General features: G+C 70.5%; 15 protein-coding genes, 1 tRNA gene and 3 pseudogenes. 5 read left to right on the forward strand and 14 right to left on the reverse strand.

Annotated elements, in window-relative coordinates; genetic code table 11:
- Positions 1-11: 11 nt before the first annotated feature.
- Together KMS84_RS25470 and KMS84_RS25475 are read left to right on the forward strand one after the other, a co-directional pair.
- Positions 12-1415: pseudogene (locus KMS84_RS25470) on the forward strand (ATP-binding protein); the annotation flags it as partial.
- Positions 1381-1566: pseudogene (locus KMS84_RS25475) on the forward strand (hypothetical protein); the annotation flags it as partial. The pseudogenes KMS84_RS25470 and KMS84_RS25475, both read left to right, overlap by 35 nt.
- Positions 1567-1568: 2 nt before the next feature.
- On the opposite strand, the gene KMS84_RS25480 reads toward KMS84_RS25475, so the two are convergent.
- Positions 1569-2033 (reverse strand): hypothetical protein, encoded by a 465-nt coding sequence (locus KMS84_RS25480; protein ID WP_256918786.1) that lies wholly within the window; start codon positions 2031-2033, stop codon positions 1569-1571.
- Positions 2034-2369: 336 nt separating this feature from the next.
- On the opposite strand from KMS84_RS25480, the gene KMS84_RS41130 reads away from it, so the two are divergent.
- On the forward strand, positions 2370-2693 hold the full coding sequence (locus KMS84_RS41130; protein WP_306425487.1) for a bifunctional DNA primase/polymerase: 324 nt from the start codon (positions 2370-2372) through the stop codon (positions 2691-2693).
- A 984-nt stretch (positions 2694-3677) separates the two neighbouring features.
- On the opposite strand, the gene KMS84_RS25490 is transcribed toward KMS84_RS41130, so the two are convergent.
- Positions 3678-3759 (reverse strand) — tRNA-Tyr (locus KMS84_RS25490).
- Between the two features lie 224 nt (positions 3760-3983).
- Here KMS84_RS25490 and KMS84_RS25495 point away from each other — a divergent pair.
- Positions 3984-4472, forward strand: a complete 489-nt coding sequence (locus KMS84_RS25495; RefSeq protein WP_069770430.1) for a YajQ family cyclic di-GMP-binding protein — start codon at positions 3984-3986, stop codon at positions 4470-4472.
- A gap of 103 nt (positions 4473-4575) precedes the next feature.
- Here the strand turns inward: KMS84_RS25495 and KMS84_RS25500 are convergent, their stop codons facing one another.
- A complete protein-coding gene (locus KMS84_RS25500) occupies positions 4576-4842 on the reverse strand; it encodes a GlsB/YeaQ/YmgE family stress response membrane protein (protein ID WP_256918787.1) in 267 nt (88 codons plus the stop codon).
- A gap of 195 nt (positions 4843-5037) precedes the next feature.
- Between KMS84_RS25500 and KMS84_RS25505 the strand changes: the two genes are divergently transcribed.
- A complete protein-coding gene (locus KMS84_RS25505) occupies positions 5038-6285 on the forward strand; it encodes an APC family permease (protein WP_256918788.1) in 1248 nt (415 codons plus the stop codon).
- 257 nt (positions 6286-6542) lie between these two features.
- Here KMS84_RS25505 and KMS84_RS25510 read toward each other — a convergent pair whose 3' ends face one another.
- The 11 genes and pseudogenes from KMS84_RS25510 to KMS84_RS25560 form a co-directional block, all read right to left on the reverse strand.
- Complete coding sequence (locus tag KMS84_RS25510; RefSeq protein WP_256918789.1) at positions 6543-7151, reverse strand: SMI1/KNR4 family protein; 609 nt, start codon at positions 7149-7151, stop codon at positions 6543-6545.
- A 268-nt stretch (positions 7152-7419) separates the two neighbouring features.
- Positions 7420-7812, reverse strand: coding sequence for a YccF domain-containing protein (locus tag KMS84_RS25515; protein WP_256918790.1), 393 nt, complete (start codon positions 7810-7812; stop codon positions 7420-7422).
- Positions 7809-8672, reverse strand: coding sequence for a zinc metalloprotease HtpX (gene htpX / locus KMS84_RS25520; RefSeq protein WP_256918791.1), 864 nt, complete (start codon positions 8670-8672; stop codon positions 7809-7811). Before htpX ends, KMS84_RS25515 begins: the two co-directional genes overlap by 4 nt.
- A gap of 204 nt (positions 8673-8876) precedes the next feature.
- Positions 8877-10400 (reverse strand): NADH-quinone oxidoreductase subunit N, encoded by a 1524-nt coding sequence (locus tag KMS84_RS25525; protein ID WP_256918792.1) that lies wholly within the window; start codon positions 10398-10400, stop codon positions 8877-8879.
- Positions 10397-11971: an NADH-quinone oxidoreductase subunit M gene (locus tag KMS84_RS25530; RefSeq protein WP_256918793.1), complete on the reverse strand. Its 1575-nt coding sequence runs from the start codon at positions 11969-11971 to the stop codon at positions 10397-10399. The genes KMS84_RS25525 and KMS84_RS25530 overlap by 4 nt, the downstream gene beginning before the upstream one ends.
- Positions 11972-11977: 6 nt before the next feature.
- Positions 11978-13972 carry an NADH-quinone oxidoreductase subunit 5 family protein gene (locus tag KMS84_RS25535; RefSeq protein ID WP_256918794.1) on the reverse strand — a complete coding sequence of 665 codons (1995 nt, stop codon included), beginning with the start codon at positions 13970-13972 and terminating at the stop codon, positions 11978-11980.
- Positions 13969-14379 carry an NADH-quinone oxidoreductase subunit NuoK gene (gene nuoK, locus KMS84_RS25540; RefSeq protein WP_256918795.1) on the reverse strand — a complete coding sequence of 137 codons (411 nt, stop codon included), beginning with the start codon at positions 14377-14379 and terminating at the stop codon, positions 13969-13971. The genes KMS84_RS25535 and nuoK overlap by 4 nt, the downstream gene beginning before the upstream one ends.
- On the reverse strand, positions 14379-15083 hold the full coding sequence (locus KMS84_RS25545) for an NADH-quinone oxidoreductase subunit J family protein (protein ID WP_256918796.1): 705 nt from the start codon (positions 15081-15083) through the stop codon (positions 14379-14381). The genes nuoK and KMS84_RS25545 overlap by 1 nt, the downstream gene beginning before the upstream one ends.
- Positions 15080-15664, reverse strand: a complete 585-nt coding sequence (locus KMS84_RS25550) for a NuoI/complex I 23 kDa subunit family protein (protein ID WP_256918797.1) — start codon at positions 15662-15664, stop codon at positions 15080-15082. Before KMS84_RS25550 ends, KMS84_RS25545 begins: the two co-directional genes overlap by 4 nt.
- 2 nt (positions 15665-15666) lie before the next feature.
- Positions 15667-16635 carry a complex I subunit 1/NuoH family protein gene (locus KMS84_RS25555; RefSeq protein ID WP_256918798.1) on the reverse strand — a complete coding sequence of 323 codons (969 nt, stop codon included), beginning with the start codon at positions 16633-16635 and terminating at the stop codon, positions 15667-15669.
- Positions 16632-16932: pseudogene (locus tag KMS84_RS25560) on the reverse strand (NADH-quinone oxidoreductase subunit C); the annotation flags it as partial. The gene KMS84_RS25555 and the pseudogene KMS84_RS25560, both read right to left, overlap by 4 nt.

The following is a 16932-nucleotide window of genomic DNA, read 5'->3' on the forward strand; positions in this document are numbered from 1 at the left end:
AGACCACGTGGATCCGGTCCGGCCGCACCGTGAAGGCGGCCGTCACCCACGAGCGCACGAACACGACCTGCCGTGCCGTCGCCCGCCACACCCCCTGCGTGGCCGGTGCAGCGCGGATCGTGGCCCCCGCACCTGGGATGGCAAGATCGCCGCCCGCTACGAGAGGTTCATGCGCGCCGCGGAAGCCGTGGGGAACATGGACGCCGCCATGGAGTGGGAGGAGCGCGCGCAGTGCTACCGCGACGCCCGCCACCGCCGCCGCATGGACCTGCTCCACTCCCCCCTCTACGCCGCCAAAGGCCTGGCGGTCGGCACCGGGATGGGTATCGGGTCGTTGGTCGCCCTCAGGATCGTGATGGCCATCGCGAACAAGGACGTCACCGAGGTCGTCACCCCGATCGCGGCCGTGATCGAGTTCATCAACCTGCTGATCACGATCGTTCAGGTGGTGTGGGGGCCGCTGGTCTCGCTGGGTCCGTTCCTGGCTCTGCTCGCGCTGTGGGCGGTTGGCAGCAAGTAGCAGGCCCCCCCCCCCCCCCCCCCCGCGTGGGTGATGCCGGCCAACGTCCGATCGGGCGAGGGTGAGCCGGTCACGCCCTCGATCGTGGTCAAGGCCCTGCGCGACTTGGGCGTGCCCGCGCTGCGCAATGCCATGGAGGAGATGGGAGACGCCGGTGCGTCCATGCTCTGCCCGATCCGGATCGCCGGATGCGGCGAGGTGGCCGCGACCCTGCCCTCGGGGGTGTCGATGATCGAGGTGCAGAACCGTCGTCGGAAGTTGGCGGAGAATCTGACCCGGCATGAGCACGAGGTCTTCATCAACATCCCGTAGGCCGCGCGGACGGTGCGGCTGTGGGGCACAGACTCGGGCGCGCTGGACGAGCCGATCGGCCCGTCCCCGCTGGTCACCGACGACCCGATTACGCCAAGGGCCGCGCCCCCTGGGGACAAGACAGACAAGACATACGCGGCGACGCCGCCGCCCTGAGCCTCTATCAGCGCCACCTGCTCATCACGGGCTTGTCCAGCCAGGGCAAGACCGCCGCGCTGCGCTCGCTCGCGCTGTGGGCGTCGCTGGACTGCCGGGTGGAGTTCCGGATCACCGACCTCAAGGGCGCGGGCGACTGGGCCATGTTCGACGGGCTCGCAACCGTCCTCATCCAGGGGCCGACCGATGAGCACGTGATCGAGGCGACCGAGATGGTCGAGAGCCTGTCGACGAGATGAACCGCCGCATCGCGGCCCGCCAGGCAGACCCCGCCGTGGTGTTCGATCCGCTGATCGGCCTTGTCGACGAGGCGCAGGTGGCGTTCATGCGCCCGGCCGTGGACGACGAGGAGCGGCCCTGCGGCGGGTCCAAGGGCACGTCCCGCTACTTCCGGCCTGCTCCTGCTCACCACGTTCATCACCGCGCTTACGGCGCTGATCACTCAGCTCATCGTCCTCGCGGCCGTGATCTTCGGCGAGTGGATCGCCGTGCAGATCTTCAGCGACAACGGCCGCGACGGCGGGACCACGGCCAACATCCGCAAGGCGACGTTCAAGCGCAACAACTTTCACAGCTGATTTTAAAGAGCAGCGCTTTCGGGGTTAGCTTCCCAATGAGCCACCAGGGCCGGGTAGAAATCAGGGTTTTCCCTAACCGCGTCAACCAGAGCTGGACAGTCGCGGCGCATCGTAAGCGCGTACGCCCGCCACCCCTCATATCCCAGGACAACGGGTGTGACGGCGGTCGTCATGATCCCGTAGTCAATCGCGTCCGCCAGGATGTTGACCAGCGCCAACACGCGAGCCCGCTGCTGCGGATCCTGCGGGGTCGGCGCGCCGCCGTAGAAGTAGTCGTACAGCGATGGGTCCGTGGCAATGAAGCCATCCACATGGTGCAGTCGCTCCAGCCCGTTGTACGTCGCCTGCGCTCCGGCCAGCCCATTGTTGATCTTTGTCTGTCGCGTGAGCTCTCGAGTCTGCCACGCAGCGATCAGCAATGAAGCCAGCACACCGAAAGAAGCGATCACCCCGAATATGTCGGCCACTGCGCCCCCAGGTCGAAAAGTACCCGGGCACTACCCACCGACAGAGATCGAGTAACTGAGCTGCTTGCAACGCCCAGTTACGCCAAGGGCGGTCCCCCGTCTCGCGAAAGAACCGGGACCGCCCTTGCCAACCAGCACCCTTCACAGGACTGGAGACATCCAGCATGACCCATGCCGCACAATCCGCGCTGTTGTGTGCAGCGTTGGACGCTGCCGAAGGCGGCTGACGCGCCTTCCCTCTGCGCCCCCAGCCGGGCTGCTGGTCGTCGACCTCGACGTACCGAAGGCCAAGGGCAGTTCGGACGCGCCTAGCGGCGCGGCAACCCTCGGAGCGCAATGCGAGCGCGCCGGCCACGCCGCCCCGGCCACCGACCCCACCCGGCCCCAAGCGACGGGGAGTACCTGTACTTCACCGACCCGACTGGCGTCCGGCCCTCCAATACGGCTGAGACCGTGAGCGAGTTGGCCGATACCCAGGCATGGGGTGGGTACGTCGTCGCCGCCGGCTCCACCACCCCCACGGGACCCTATGAGCCGCTGTGTGGCTCTGCGGCGGCCCCACTGCCGGATGGCTGCTCAGTATCCTCGCGCCGTCTCCCAAGGCCTCTCAGCCCCCCTCGGGGGCTGCACCCGGGCAATCGCGGCGATACGCGGATGTAGCGCTCACTGTCGAGGCGGGGAACGTGGCCCTGGCCCAACTCGGTTTTCGCGAGGCGACGTTGTTTCGTGCAGCGCGCGCACTTGGGCGGTTCGTGGCGTGGGGCGGCCTCCCTCGGCACCTGGTCGAACAGGCTCTTCAGGAGGCGGGGGAGGCGGCCGGCCCCACCGTCGCCGAGTGCCGCTCCACCCTACGCAGCGCACTGAACTGGTCCATCGCCCACAATCAGCGGCGCAGGGGAGCGACGGCATGGGCACCCCGCCCGCCCCTCCCTGAAGAGCATCACCCCGCCCCCGGACGGCCCGGACGCTGCCCGATGGACCGCACCACGGACGGCCGCGGGCGGGCCGAAGGGAGGCCGCCCGGCAGGACGCCGTCACTGCTCTGTGCCCGGACCGCTCCCCGCAGTCCGGACCCCACACCGGAGCGGCCCGGCATCCGTATCTACGCCCCGCCCGTCTACCGCGATCACGAAGACCGCGCGCTGGTCCAAGCGCCACGGCGACTTTCCTCACCGCCGCCTACGCCTGCCTCCGCGGAAAGCCCGGCGGCCCGCGACGCGTCGCAGCCCTGATCGACGACTACACCGCCCACAAGACCGCCTGCGCGGGAGCTCCCGCCACGCTGGCCTTGGGCACGCCGGCGTCTCGTTCTGCCTCAGTTCCGGGGTGGACGCGATGGAGTGCGCCCAGCGCGCCGGACACAGCATCGCGGTACTGCACAAGGTGTACGCCAAAGTGCTCGATCAGAGGCGGGAGCACGCGAACAGCCGAATCGACGCGGCCCTTCGGGAGTGGAACGAACCGGAGTGATCAAGCTCTCCCCCGGGGGACGCCTGGGGGACACGGGCTGATCGAGAGTGGGAAACGGGCGGTACGAGGTGAGACGCGTCCACACGTCGTCCACAGCCAATCGAACAGCTCCCGGAACGCAGAAACCCCCTCCGACCTGCCGTTAAGGCTGGTCGGAGGGGGTTTCCCTCAGCGTGGCGGCGCCAGGATTCGAACCTGGGAAGGCTGAGCCGGCAGATTTACAGTCTGCTCCCTTTGGCCGCTCGGGCACACCGCCGGGGTTGCTGCCCATTCGAACCGCTTTTCGGCGGTGCTCCCTGGCAACGACGTAAACGATACCTGATGCACAGGGGTGCTTCGCCACCCGATTACTCGCCGCCCGGAGGGGGCGGGGTGGCTAGGCTTGTCCGGATGCGGCCCGGGATCACGCCGGGCTCGGCGGTCGCCCCGCGTGCGCCGATTCGCACCCGATTCGCACCCTGATACAAGGAGCCACAGGACATGGCCGACTCCAGTTTCGACATCGTCTCGAAGGTCGAGCGGCAGGAGGTCGACAACGCCCTCAACCAGGCCGCCAAGGAGATCTCGCAGCGCTACGACTTCAAGGGCGTGGGCGCCTCGATCTCGTGGTCCGGTGAGAAGATCCTGATGGAGGCGAACTCCGAGGACCGGGTGAACGCCGTCCTCGACGTCTTCCAGTCCAAGCTCATCAAGCGCGGGATCTCGCTGAAGGCTCTGGACGCGGGCGAGCCCCAGCTCTCCGGCAAGGAGTACAAGCTCTTCGCGGAGATCAAGGAGGGCATCTCCCAGGACAACGCGAAGAAGGTCGCCAAGCTCATCCGCGACGAGGGCCCCAAGGGCGTGAAGGCCCAGGTCCAGGGCGAGGAACTGCGCGTCAGCTCCAAGAGCCGCGACGACCTGCAGACCGTCATCGCGCTGCTCAAGGGGCAGGACTTCGACTTCGCCCTGCAGTTCGTGAACTACCGGTAGTCGGAGGTGCGTTGCCGGTGGTCCGCCGTGGACTACCGGTAGCCCGCAGGGTGGGCGCCCGCAGGGCGCCCACGTCGCCGCCCCCGCCTGCCCGTGGCCGCGCTCAGTCGCGCGAGTTGCCGAACAGCAGCCGGTAGATGATCAGCAGCACGAGCGAACCTCCGATGGCCGCGGCCCATGTCGCGCCGTCGTAGAAGTCCTTGCTGATGGGGTGGTCCAGCCAGCGGGCCGATATCCAGCCGCCGATGAACGCGCCGGCGACACCGATGAGGGTGGTCCCGATCAGGCCGCCCGGGTCGCGCCCCGGCAGCAGCACCTTGGCGACGACTCCGGCCAACAGTCCCAGGATGATCCAGCTGATGATGCCCATGCCCTGAACCTGCCCTTCCGTGCTGTGCCCGCACTGTCCGGGCACTGTGATCTCGCTCGCTCCCCCACGCGTCGGGATCGGTGTCGGGACCGGCGACCGTGGGTGGCATCGGCGTCGTGCGAGGTTCGCGCCGTGTTGGTGGGGACGACGTCACGACGGCGTCCGGCGGTTCCGCGGATCAGTAGGGTGCGGTGTATGACACAGCCAGGACCGGCTTCCGAGCTGCGGCGCACGCTGGGCGTGGGCGACGCCGTCGTCCTCGGCCTCGGCTCGATGATCGGCGCCGGCGTGTTCGCCGCCCTCGCTCCCGCCGCGCACGCGGGGGGCTCCGGTCTGCTGATCGGACTCGCGCTCGCCGCGCTGGTCGCCTACGGCAACGCCATGTCGTCGGCGCGCTTGGCCGCGCTGTACCCGGCTTCCGGCGGCACGTACGTGTACGGACGCGAGCGGCTCGGGCCGTTCTGGGGTTATCTGGCCGGCTGGTCGTTCGTGGTCGGGAAGACGGCCTCCTGTGCGGCGATGGCGCTGACGGTCGGGGCGTACGTCTGGCCGGGACGGGAGCACGTGGTCGCCGTGGCGGCCGTGGTGGCGCTCACGGCCGTGAACTACGGCGGCATCCAGAAGTCGGCCTGGCTGACGAGGGTGATTGTGGCGGTGGTCCTGGCGGTCCTCGCTTCCGTCGTGGTCGTGTGCCTGGGGTCGGGCGTCTCCGATCCCGGTCGGCTGGAGGTCGGGGTCTCCGAGGGCTTCGGCGGGGTGCTACAGGCAGCGGGTCTGCTCTTCTTCGCGTTCGCCGGATACGCGCGCATCGCCACGCTCGGCGAGGAGGTGCGGGACCCGGAACGCACCATCCCCCGCGCGATCCCCTTGGCTCTGAGCATCACCCTGGTGGTGTACGCGTGCGTGGCGGTGGCCGTCCTTTCCGTTCTGGGCGCCGATGAACTCGGGCGGGCGAGCGCGCCGCTCGCCGACGCCGTCCGGGCGGCGGGCGCGTCCGGGCTGGTGCCGGTGGTGCGCGTCGGCGCCGCCGTCGCCGCGCTGGGCTCCCTGCTCGCCCTCATCCTGGGCGTCTCGCGCACCACGTTGGCCATGGCCAGGGACCGGCATCTGCCTCATGCCCTGTCCGTCGTCCACCCCCGCTTCCAGGTGCCGCACCGGGCCGAGCTCGCCGTGGGCGCGGCGGTCGCGATCCTGGCCGCCACGGTGGACGTCCGAGGCGCGATCGGCTTCTCCTCCTTCGGTGTGCTGGCCTACTACGCCGTCGCCAACGCGTCGGCCTGGACGCTCGATCCGGCTCCTGCGAAGCGGGCGCTGCCCGCGCTGGGACTTCTGGGCTGCCTGATCCTCGCCTTCGCGCTGCCCGCGACGTCGGTGGCGGCGGGGGCGGGAGTGCTCGCGGTGGGCGTGGTCGCGTACGGCATCCGCCGCCGGGCGGCCATCTGACCAGGCGACCGGTTCACCGACTGCCCGAGTAGCCCCGAGTAGCCCCGACTAGCAGGGTCCTGGCGAACCAGCGGCCATGGCGACCCGACGACCTGACGACCTGACGACCTGGCGACCTGGCGACCTGGCGATCAGATCTCTTGCATGTCGGCACCCGGGGGGGGGCGGCGCGGCATCGTCATGGCGGTCGAACAGCCCTGCCGACGGCCACACGAGGCCGGGCCACGGGTGCGTGGTGCCGAGCCAGGGCGTCAGGCTCACGCCGTCTCGGTGTCGGTCTCGATCTCGGCGCCGGCGCCGGTCTCGGTTCGGTTCGCCGTCGTGCGTATGCGGAACTGGGTCCACGGAGTCAGGCTCGGATCCTCGTCCATGACGTCGTACCAGCCCGTGCCGTCGAGCCATGCGTGCAGCCACTCGGCGAGGCTGGGGGCGTCGACGAACCACGCCCGGTCGGGATCGCCGGGATTCGGCTCGAAGAGCAGGACGCTCGCCTGCGGGGAGCGGCAGTCCACGCAGGCGTACATGGCACAGCCCCAGTGGGATATCGGCAGAACGCCTTCGGGCCAGGGCCATTCGGGGTCCTGGCGGCCGCGCTCGCGGTTGGCGAGATATTGGCTGACGGCGGCGGGTTCGCCGGACGGGGTGCTGTCCAACAGGGGCAGCAGGCCGTACTCCGGTCCGAAGCCGCCGTCTCCTATGCGCAGGTAGAGGTCGGCGAGCAGCGCGGGCAGCGGGAAGCCGAGGGCGGCCTCAGCCCGGGCGACGGTGGCCCTGCCCACGGGCTCGGGAAGGGAGGGCCGGCCCCACGGGCGGACGGCGGCCGCCTTGGCCGCTACCCTTTCCAGCAACTGCGCGTTCTCGGTCATGCGTTCATGATGCAGGCCGCCACTGACACGCCGGCCGGCCTGTGGACAACTCGCCGGTTGTGGACAAAGCACCCCGTCGGCCCGCCGGACACCCGACTGCTCCGGTGGCGCGGCGACGCGAGTGGCGCGGGGTGACTCGGGTGGCGCCGGAGCGTCGTCCCGGGCACTTCCGCCGTGCCCGGGCACTTCCGCCGTGGTCGATCCCCACCGGTGTCCCGCCGCTGTCCCGCCGCCATGGTGGGCGGGGGCGCGACCGTGGCGGGCGCCGTCAGCGTGCGGCGAACGGCTGGTCCGTGGGCACGATTTCGCGGCCCAGCGGGAACAGCGAGACCGGGATCAGCTTGAAGTTCGCGATGCCGAACGGGATGCCGATGATGGTGACGCAGAGAAGGAAGCCGGTGACGATGTGGCCGATGGCCAGCCACCAGCCGGCCAGGACCAGCCAGAGCACGTTTCCGAGACAGGACGGAGCGCCCGCGTCCCGGCGCTCGACCGTCGTGTAGCCGAAGGGCCACAGGGCGAAGATCCCGATACGGAAAGCGGCTACGCCGAACGGGATGCCGATGATGGTGATGCAGAGCAGCGCGCCCGCGAGCACGTAGCCGAGGAACAGCCAGAATCCGCTCAGGATCAGCCAGATGACGTTCAGAATGGTCTTCACTGGGGGCGACCTGCCATTTTCTCGAGCCGGGCGATTCGGTCCGCCATCGGCGGATGTGTCGAGAACATCTTGGAGAGTCCCTGACCAGGGCGGAAGGGGTTCGCGATCATCATGTGACTCGCGGTCTCGATGCGGGGCTCCGGAGGCAGCGGAAGCTGCTTGGTGCCCGTCTCCAGCTTGCGCAGCGCACTCGCGAGGGCGAGCGGATCGCCGGTGAGCTGGGCGCCGGAGGCGTCGGCCTCGTACTCCCGGGAGCGGCTGATGGCGAGCTGGATGAGACTGGCGGCGAGCGGGCCCAGGATCATGATCAGGAGCATGCCCAGGATGCCGGGGCCGTCGTCGTCGTCGGAGCGGCCGACCGGGATCAGCCAGGCGAAGTTGACCAGGAACATGATCACCGAGGCGAGTGCGCCGGCGACCGAGGAGATGAGGATGTCGCGGTTGTAGACGTGGCTGAGCTCGTGGCCGATGACGCCGCGCAGTTCACGCTCGTCGAGGAGGCGCAGGATGCCTTCCGTGCAGCACACGGCGGCGTTGCGCGGGTTGCGGCCGGTCGCGAAGGCGTTGGGCGCCTCCGTCGGGGAGATGTACAGGCGGGGCATGGGTTGGCGGGCCTGGGTGGAGAGGTCGCGGACCATCCGGTAGAGGGCGGGGGCCTCGAACTCGCTCACCGGGCGGGCGCGCATCGCGCGTAGCGCCAGTTTGTCGCTGTTCCAGTACGCGTAGGCGTTGGTGCCGAGGGCGATCACGACCGCGACGACGAGCCCCATACGGCCGAAGAAGCTGCCGATGACGATGATGAGCGCCGACAGCCCCCCGAGGAGTACTGCGGTCCTGAGCCCGTTGTGCCGGCGGTGCACGGTACGCCCTCCAAGTCGTGCAGCAGGGGAACCCTTTGCTTGCGGATCTTGCTTGTCTGCGGTGTCACCGGTGCTGTGCTGTCACATCCAGTGCACCCTCCCGTACTGGTCAACGCCAGGCGGGAGGCACGAGTTCCCTTGTGCCCGCGGGCAGGGGTGTGGGCCGTCCGGGTGAGGACGGTGGCGTACGCGCGCGTGCGGCCCTCAGAAGAGGCCGGTGCCGGCGAAGCGCAGGACCAGCTGGGGAGCTCCCGAGAGGGCGACGCCGAGGGCGGCGGTGAGGGCGATCGCGGCCGTCAGGGGGGCGGGGACGGGGTGCTTGTCGGGCCGGCCCTCGGGAGTCCTGAAGAGCAGCGCCGTCCACTGGAGGTAGTAGTACAGGGCGATCACGACGTTGACGGCCATGACGACCGCGAGCCAGCCGAGACCCGCGTCGACGGCCGCGGAGAAGACGGTGACCTTGGCGAAGAGGCCGATGATTCCGGGCGGCAGTCCGGCGAGGCAGAGCAGGAAGAACGCCAGCAGCAGCGCTGCCAGAGGGTTTCGCGCGTACAGGCCCCGGTAGTCCGTGATCCGGTTCGCCGTGCCGGCGCGCCCCACCAGGGCGGCCACCGCGAAGGCGCCCAGGTTCACGGCGGCGTACATGAGGGCGTAGGCGACGGTGGAGCCGACGGCGTGCTCGGCGTCGTCGGAGTACGCGGCGGCGGCGATCGGGACGAGGAGGTAGCCGGCCTGGCCGACGGAGGACCAGGCGAGGAGGCGTACGGCGCTGTACGCGCGCGTGGTCTGCTGACGCAGGGCCCCGACGTTGCCGACGGTCATCGTGAGGGCGGCCAGCGCGGCCAGGGCGGGGCCCCAGACGTCCGCGTACGAGGGGAAGGCGACGACGGTGACGAGGATGAGGCCGGAGAAGCCGACCGCCTTGCCGACGACCGACAGGTAGGCGGCGATGGGCAGCGGGGCGCCGACGTAGGTGTCGGGGACCCAGAAGTGGAACGGGACGGCGGCCGTCTTGAACGCGAAGCCGATGAGGGTGAGGACCACGCCGGTCTGGGCCAGGGTGTGCAGTTGGCCGTCGACGCGCTGGATCCGGTCGGCGACCTGGGTGAGGTACAGGGTGCCGGTCGTCGCGTAGACGAAGCTGATGCCGAGGAGGCTGACGGTGGTCGCGGTGACCGACGACAGGAAGAACTTCAGGGCCGCCTCGGAGGACCTGCGGTCGCCGTGCCGGATGCCGACGAGGGCGAACGCGGGCAGTGAGGCGACCTCGAGGGCGACCACGAGGGTGGCGAGGTCGCGGGAGGCGGGAAGCAGCGCGGCGCCGGCGGCGGAGGACAGCAGCAGGAACCAGAACTCCCCCTCGGGGAGCCGCCCGCGCGCGTCCTTCAGGGCGGTGACCGACAGCAGGGCTGTCAGCAGCGCTCCCCCGAGCACCAGGAACTGGATGACGAGGGTGAAGCGGTCGACGGTGTAGCTGCATGCGCTCGGCTCGCCGGTCAGGCAGAAGGTGGAACGGTCGCCGTCCAGGAGGGGGACGAGGAGGGCGGCGGAGGCCGCGAGGCCCGCGACCGAGAGCCATCCCAGGAGGGGTTTGCGGGCGTCGGCGACGAAGAGGTCGGCGACGAGGACGACGAGGGCCACGACCGCGGTGAGGGTGGGTGGCGCGATGGCCTGCCAGTCGACGGACTGGACCGCCGACTCGGCCAGGGACTGGACCGGGGAGCTCATCGGGTGCCTCCTGCGAGGAGCTGCTGCACGGCCGGGTCGGTGAGGCCGAGAAGGACCTTGGGCCACAGGCCGGCGACGACGGTGAGGGCGACGAGCGGGGTCCAGGCCGCGAACTCGTAGCTCTGCACGTCGGCGAGGCGCGGGGCGTCCTGCGCGACGGCGCCCATGCAGACGCGGCGGACCACGGCGAGCAGGTAGGCGGCCGTCAGGAGCGTGCCGAACGCGGCGATCGCCGTGAAGGCGAGGTAGGCGGGGCGGCTGAGGCCGGCGGCCGGGTCGAAGGCCCCGAACAGGGCCAGCATCTCGCCCCAGAATCCGGCGAGCCCCGGCAGCCCTAGCGAGGCGACGGCGGCGAAGGCGAGGAGGCCGCCGAGGCGGGGGGTCCTGCCGTACAGCGCGGCGCCGGTCCGGTCGGCGAGGGTGTCGAGGTCGGTCGTGCCGGTTCGGTCCTTCAGCGCTCCGACCAGGAAGAAGAGCAGGCCGGTGATGAGGCCGTGGGCGATGTTGGCGAACAGCGCGCCGTTCACGCCGGTGGGGGTCATGGTCGCGATGCCGAGCAGGACGAAGCCCATGTGGCCCACGGAGGAGTAGGCGATCAGGCGCTTGAGGTCGCCCTTCGCGCCCTGCTTGGCGAGGGCGAGACAGGCCAGGGATCCGTAGATGATCCCGACGACGGCGAGGGCGGCGAGGTACGGCGCGAAGGTCCGGAAGCCGTCGGGCGCCACCGGCAGCAGAATCCGGACGAACCCGTACGTTCCCATCTTCAGTAGCACGCCGGCCAGCAGGACCGAGCCGACGGTCGGAGCGGCGGTGTGGGCGTCGGGCAGCCAGCTGTGCAGGGGCCACATCGGGGTCTTGACCGCGAGCCCGATCCCGATCGCCAGTACGGCGATGACCTGCACGGACGTGGTCAGCGACCGGCCGTTGTCAGTGGCGAGTGCCACCATGTCGAAGGTGCCCGCCTTGATTCCGATCAGGAGCAGGCCGAGCAGCATGACCACGGATCCGAGCAGGGTGAACAGGATGAACTTCCAGGCCGCCCGAGTCCGGCCCTCACCGCCCCAGCGGGCGATGAGGAAGTACATCGGGATGAGCACCGTCTCGAAGGCGAGGAAGAACAGCAGCAGGTCGAGGACGGCGAAGGTCGCCAGCGTGCCGGACTCGAGCAGAAGCACGAGCGCGACGAACGCCTTGGGGGTGGGCCCCTGGGGTTGCTTGAAGTAGGAGTAGAGCGCGCACAGGAAGGTCAGGAGCGCGGTCAGGACCAGCAGGGGGAGGGAGATGCCGTCGATGCCGAGGTGGATGCGCACGTCCAGTGCGGGGATCCAGCTGATGTCCGTGGTGGCCTGCATCTTCGACGGATGGTCGTGGTCGAAGCCCAGCGCGAGGACGATCGCCGCGACGAGGACCACGCCGGTAACCGTGACGCCGTGCCGTAGCACGGCCTGTTCCGGCGACTTCCCCTTCAGCCCGGGCGGGGCGGGCAGGAGGGCGGCGACGGCCCCGAGGAGCGGGCCGACCACGATGAACGCCAGAAGGACCTGCATCACGGACTCGTTGATATCGATCACGCCTGCTCACGCTCCCGAGGCGACGAGAAGGGCGGCGACCGCGAGGACCACGGTGCCGGCGAGCAGCGCGCTCACATAGGTCTGGACGTTGCCGGTCTGGGCGCGCCGCACGGCGGCCCCCAGCCAGCGCGGCAGGGCGCCCGCGCCACGGACGTAGGTGTCCACGACTTCGCGGTCGAGGAACCGGACGAGGCTCGCGGCCGACAGGACGGGGCTCACGAAGGCGGTGCGGTAGACGGCGTCGAGGTGGAAGCCCGCGGCCGCGTGGCGGTGCAGCGGGCCGAGCAGCAGTCGGCCGGGGTCCGCGGGGTCGGGCGCGGAGGCCACGTCTCCGTAGGCGGGCGCGTGCGTCGCGATGGCCTCGGCCTCGACCTGGGCCGCGTCGCCCTCGGGGTGGGCGGCGACCGCTCCCAGCGGAACGCGGGCGGCGAGCCCGGTGAGGCGGCGCCAGGCGGCGTAGGTGACGAGTGCGCCGATCAGGGCTGCTCCGGTGCCGAGGACGGAGGTGGTGAGGGTCGGGGCGAGATCGTTGCCGTCGAACCAGTCGGTAAGGGTGCGGTAGGCGAAGCCGCCGAGGGCGAGGGAGGGGACGACCAGGATCCACAGCACCACGTTCATGGTCAGGGGCTGGCGGCCGTGGTCGGGGGCTTCGTCGCCGTGGCCGCGGAAGGTCAGCAGCCACAGCCGGGCCGCGTAGGCGGCGGTGAGGAGGGCGGTGAGCACCCCGGCGAGCAGGACGGTCCAGCCCGCGGCGCCGGGGGCGTGTTCGGTGTGGCCGGCGGTGACGTGCTCGGCGGCGCCGAGGACGGACTCCTTGGAGAAGAACCCGCTGAACGGCGGGATCGCGGCGAGCGCGAGGAGCGCCACGGTCATCGTCCAGTAGGCGTCGGGGACACGCCCGCGCAGGTTGCCCATGCGGGACATGGCGGCCAGCGAGTTGGTGCCGGCGGCGTGGATGATCACGCCGGCCGCGAGGAACAGCAGCGCCTTGAAGGCTCCGTGCGACAGGAGGTGGAAGACGGCGGCTCCGCGGTCGCCGACGGCGAGCGCACCGGTCATGTAGCCGAGTTGGCCCATCGTCGAATAGGCGAGGACGCGTTTGATGTCGTCCTGGGCGAGGGCGGCCAGGCCCGAGCCGACCATCGTGACGGCGGCCATCACGGCGAGGACCGTCATCGCGGCTGCCGAGGCCTCGAACACCGGGAGGAGGCGCGCGACGAAGTAGACGCCGGCGGCGACCATCGTCGCGGCGTGGATCAGCGCGGAGACGGGTGTGGGGCCCGCCATCGCGTCGGGGAGCCAGGTGTGCAGCGGGAACTGGGCGGACTTGCCGGCCACGCCTGCGAGCAGCAGCAGGGCGACGATGGTCGGGTGGTCGAGTCCGCCGTGGGCGACGGTGCCGAGGATCTTCGTGATCTCGAAGGAGCCGGCGTCCGTGGCGAGGGCGAACAGGCCGATCAGGAACGGGACGTCGCCGAGTTTGGTGACCAGGAAGGCCTTGATGGAGGCGGCGCGGGCCTCCGGGGTCTCCCAGTAGTGACCGACCAGGAAGTAGGAGCAGATGCCCATGACTTCCCAGCCCACCAGCAGCACGATCAGGTCGCCGGAGTAGACGACCAGGAACATCGCGGAGGTGAAGAGGGAGACGAGCGCGGCGTACGAGGGGTAGCGCGGGTCCTCGCGCAGGTAGCCGGTGGAGTAGATCTGCACGCAGGCGGCCACGAGACCGACGACCAGCGCGACGAGCGCGGCGAAGCCGTCGATGTGCAGGGAGAGCTCGATCGGGACCGAGCCGGTGGGGGTGAGCTCGGTGGACGCGTCGACCGGGGCCCCTCCGCCCTGGCGCACGGCGACGGCGGCGGCCAGTGCGAGGGCGGCGACGGTGGGCAGGACGGCCAGCGGACGGACGAAGCCCGGGGCGGTGCGGCCCAGGAGCAGTCCCGCGACGGCGCCCAGGAAAGGAAGGAGGGGGACGAGGACGGCGAGGGTGGTCGTGGTCACGCGGTGGCCTCAGCCTTCTCGGCGGCCGTTCCGGTCGCGGGGACGTCGGTGTCGGGGCCGTCCGCCGCGGAGACCTCGTGGCTCTCGTGGCCCTCGGCGGTGTCGCGGAGCCGGTCGATGTCGGCCGTGCCGCGGTTGCGGTGGACGGCGAGGACGATCGCCAGGCCGATGCCGATCTCGGCGGCGGCGATGGCGATGGTGAAGAGGGTCAGGGCCTGGCCGGAGTGGAGGGTCTCGTCGGCGGTCTTGCTGAGCCAGACGTCGAAGGCGACCAGATCGAGGTTGACGGCGTTGAGCATCAGCTCGACCGACATCAGGATCAGGATCGCGTTGCGTCGGGCGAGGACGCCGTACAGGCCGGTGCAGAAGAGCAGGGCCGAGAGGACGGCGGGATAGACGAGGTGCATCAGCGGGCGCCTTCCTGCTCGGCGGGGCCTTCGCGGTCGTCCCCGCTGCCGGCGGCGGTGCGGTCGGCCCGGTCGGACGGGGAGCCTCCGGAAATTCCGTGTCTTTCCGTGACCGGGCGGGAACTCATGGTGGCGGTCCGGGCGTTCACGGGGGGAGAGCTCGCCTCCGTACTCGCCTTGCGGGACAGGACGATCGCGCCGACCAGGGCCGCGAGGAGAAGCACGGAGAGGGCCTCGAAGGGGAGGACCCAGTTCTGGAAGAGGCTCGCGCCGGTGACCTCGGTCGAGCCGGCGGCCGGGCCGTCCAGGTCGATCCAGGTGGCCCGGAAGGCGTCCACGACCACCCAGATCAGGGCGGCGGCCGCGGCTGCGGCGACCGTGAGCGCGGCCCACCGGTTCCCGGAGTCGGCGTCCGGGGAGCGGCCGATGGGGGCCTTGGTGAGCATCAGACCGAAGAGGAGGAGCACGACGACGGAACCGACGTAGATGAGCACCTGGACCCAGGCGATGAACTCGGCGGTGAGAAGGAGGTACTCGACGGCGAGGCCACCGAGGGCGACCACGAGCCACAGGGCCGCGTGCACCAGTTGCCTGGTGGTCACGGTCACGAGGGCCGCGCCGAAGGTGACCAGGCCGACGAGCAGGAAGGCGATCTCGACGCCGGTCGGGGAGAGGAAGCCCTGTGGGGCCTCGGCGAGGCTCACGCGTTCCCTCCTTCGCTTCCGGCTCCGGCGGCCGGAGGCTCGGCGGACTCGGCGCGGGCGGCGGCGGCGAGCTTCTCGGCCGACTTGCGGGCGGCGGCGATCTCCTTCGGCTCCTCTGCGGCGGGGTCGAGAGCGGGTGGGGCCGGCACGGTCCACATCCACTCGCGGAGCTTGTCCCGCTCGTGGGTGAGCTCGTGGATGTCCGTCTCCGCGTACTCGAACTCCGGAGACCAGAACAGGGCGTCGAAAGGACACACCTCGATGCAGATACCGCAGTACATGCAGAGGGAGAAGTCGATGGCGAAGCGGTCGAGCACGTTGCGGCTGCGCTCACGGCCGCCGGGGGCCGCGGGCGGCACCGTCTCCTTGTGGGAGTCGATGTAGATGCACCAGTCGGGGCACTCACGGGCGCAGAGCATGCAGACCGTGCAGTTCTCCTCGAACAGACCGATCACGCCACGGGTGCGGGGCGCGAGCTCGGGCTGGGCGTCCGGGTACTGCTCGGTGACGGTCTTGCGCGTCATCGTGCGGAGGGTGACGGCCAGGCCCTTGGCGAGGCCACTGCCAGGAAAGGGGGCCATGGTTACCGGATCACCACCTTGACGACGCCGGTGAGGGCGATCTGAGCGAGGGAGAGGGGGACGAGGAGGGTCCAGGAGAGCTTCTGGAGCTGGTCCTCGCGCAGCCGGGGATAGGTGACGCGCAACCAGATCACGACGAAGGCGAGGACGGCGGCCTTGAGCAGGGTCCACACCCAGCCGAAGCCGTCGGCGCCCCAGGGGCCGTGCCAGCCGCCCAGGAAAAGGACGGTGGTCAGACCGCACAGGACGACGATGCCGGCGTACTCGGCGAGCAGGAAGAGAGCGAAGCGCAGGCCGGTGTACTCGGTGTACGCCCCGAAGATGATCTCCGAGTCCGCGACGGGCATGTCGAAGGGGGGCCGCTGGAGTTCGGCGAGTCCGGCGACGAAGAAGACGATCCCGCCGACGATCTGCCAGGGCAGCCACCACCACTGGAAGGCGTCGACGATGCCGGGCAGGGAGACCGTGCCCGCCGCCATCGCCACCGAGGCGGCGGTGAGGAGCATGGGCAGTTCGTAGGCCAGGAGTTGGGCGGCGGTGCGCAGACCGCCCAGAAGGGAGAACTTGTTGGCGCTGGCCCAGCCGGCCATGAGGGAGCCGAGCACGCCGACGCCCATCACGGCGAGCACGAAGAAGATGCCCGCGTCGAGGACCTGGCCGACAGCCCCCTCGCCGGGGCCGATGGGGATGGCGAGCAGGACGAGGAGATACGGCAGGAGGGCGACGGCCGGTGCGAGCTGGAAGACACGGCGGTCCGCGCCCGCGGGGACGATGTCCTCCTTCTGCGCGAACTTCACGCCGTCCGCGACGAGCTGGGCCCAGCCGTGGAAACCGCCCGCGTACATCGGGCCCAGACGGCCCTGCATATGGGCCATGACCTTGTGCTCGGTCTGACCGACGATCAGAGGGAGGGTGAGGAAGACGACGAACACGACGAGGAGTCGCAGGGTGACGTCGAGAGCGTCGTTCACTGCTGACCTCCTGCGGGGTCCTCGGGGGCGGGGGGCTCGACGTCGTCGGGGCGCGTCGGCCGGCTGTCGGGAGCCGACGGCTTCTCGGCGGGGGCCTGAGATGACGACTCCGATGCCGACTCCGGCGTCTGCCCCTGCGCCCGGTCCCGCGGCTCTTCAGGCACCTCTTCCTGCGACTTTCCCCGTGGCTTTTCCTGCGACTTCTCCCGGGGCTGCCGCTGATCCTGCTCGGGCTCCGGGTCGTCGAAGGCCGGGCGGGCGTGGTGCCACGGGGCGTCGGAGCTGCGGGGGGCCGGG

The sequence above is a fragment of the Streptomyces hilarionis genome (assembly GCF_024539675.1).
Taxonomy (GTDB): Bacteria; Actinomycetota; Actinomycetes; order Streptomycetales; family Streptomycetaceae; genus Streptomyces; species Streptomyces hilarionis.

What these genes read in the sequence shown, in the direction of transcription:
- KMS84_RS25550 (WP_256918797.1), bottom strand. Translation starts at nt 15,664, where the DNA reads ATGGCCCCCTTTCCTGGCAGTGGCCTCGCCAAGGGCCTGGCCGTCACC.
- nuoK (WP_256918795.1), bottom strand. Translation starts at nt 14,379, where the DNA reads ATGCACCTCGTCTATCCCGCCGTCCTCTCGGCCCTGCTCTTCTGCACC.
- KMS84_RS41130 (WP_306425487.1), top strand. Translation starts at nt 2,370, where the DNA reads ATGCGAGCGCGCCGGCCACGCCGCCCCGGCCACCGACCCCACCCGGCC.
- KMS84_RS25510 (WP_256918789.1), bottom strand. Translation starts at nt 7,151, where the DNA reads ATGACCGAGAACGCGCAGTTGCTGGAAAGGGTAGCGGCCAAGGCGGCC.
- KMS84_RS25500 (WP_256918787.1), bottom strand. Translation starts at nt 4,842, where the DNA reads ATGGGCATCATCAGCTGGATCATCCTGGGACTGTTGGCCGGAGTCGTC.
- KMS84_RS25525 (WP_256918792.1), bottom strand. Translation starts at nt 10,400, where the DNA reads ATGAGCTCCCCGGTCCAGTCCCTGGCCGAGTCGGCGGTCCAGTCCGTC.
- KMS84_RS25495 (WP_069770430.1), top strand. Translation starts at nt 3,984, where the DNA reads ATGGCCGACTCCAGTTTCGACATCGTCTCGAAGGTCGAGCGGCAGGAG.
- KMS84_RS25505 (WP_256918788.1), top strand. Translation starts at nt 5,038, where the DNA reads ATGACACAGCCAGGACCGGCTTCCGAGCTGCGGCGCACGCTGGGCGTG.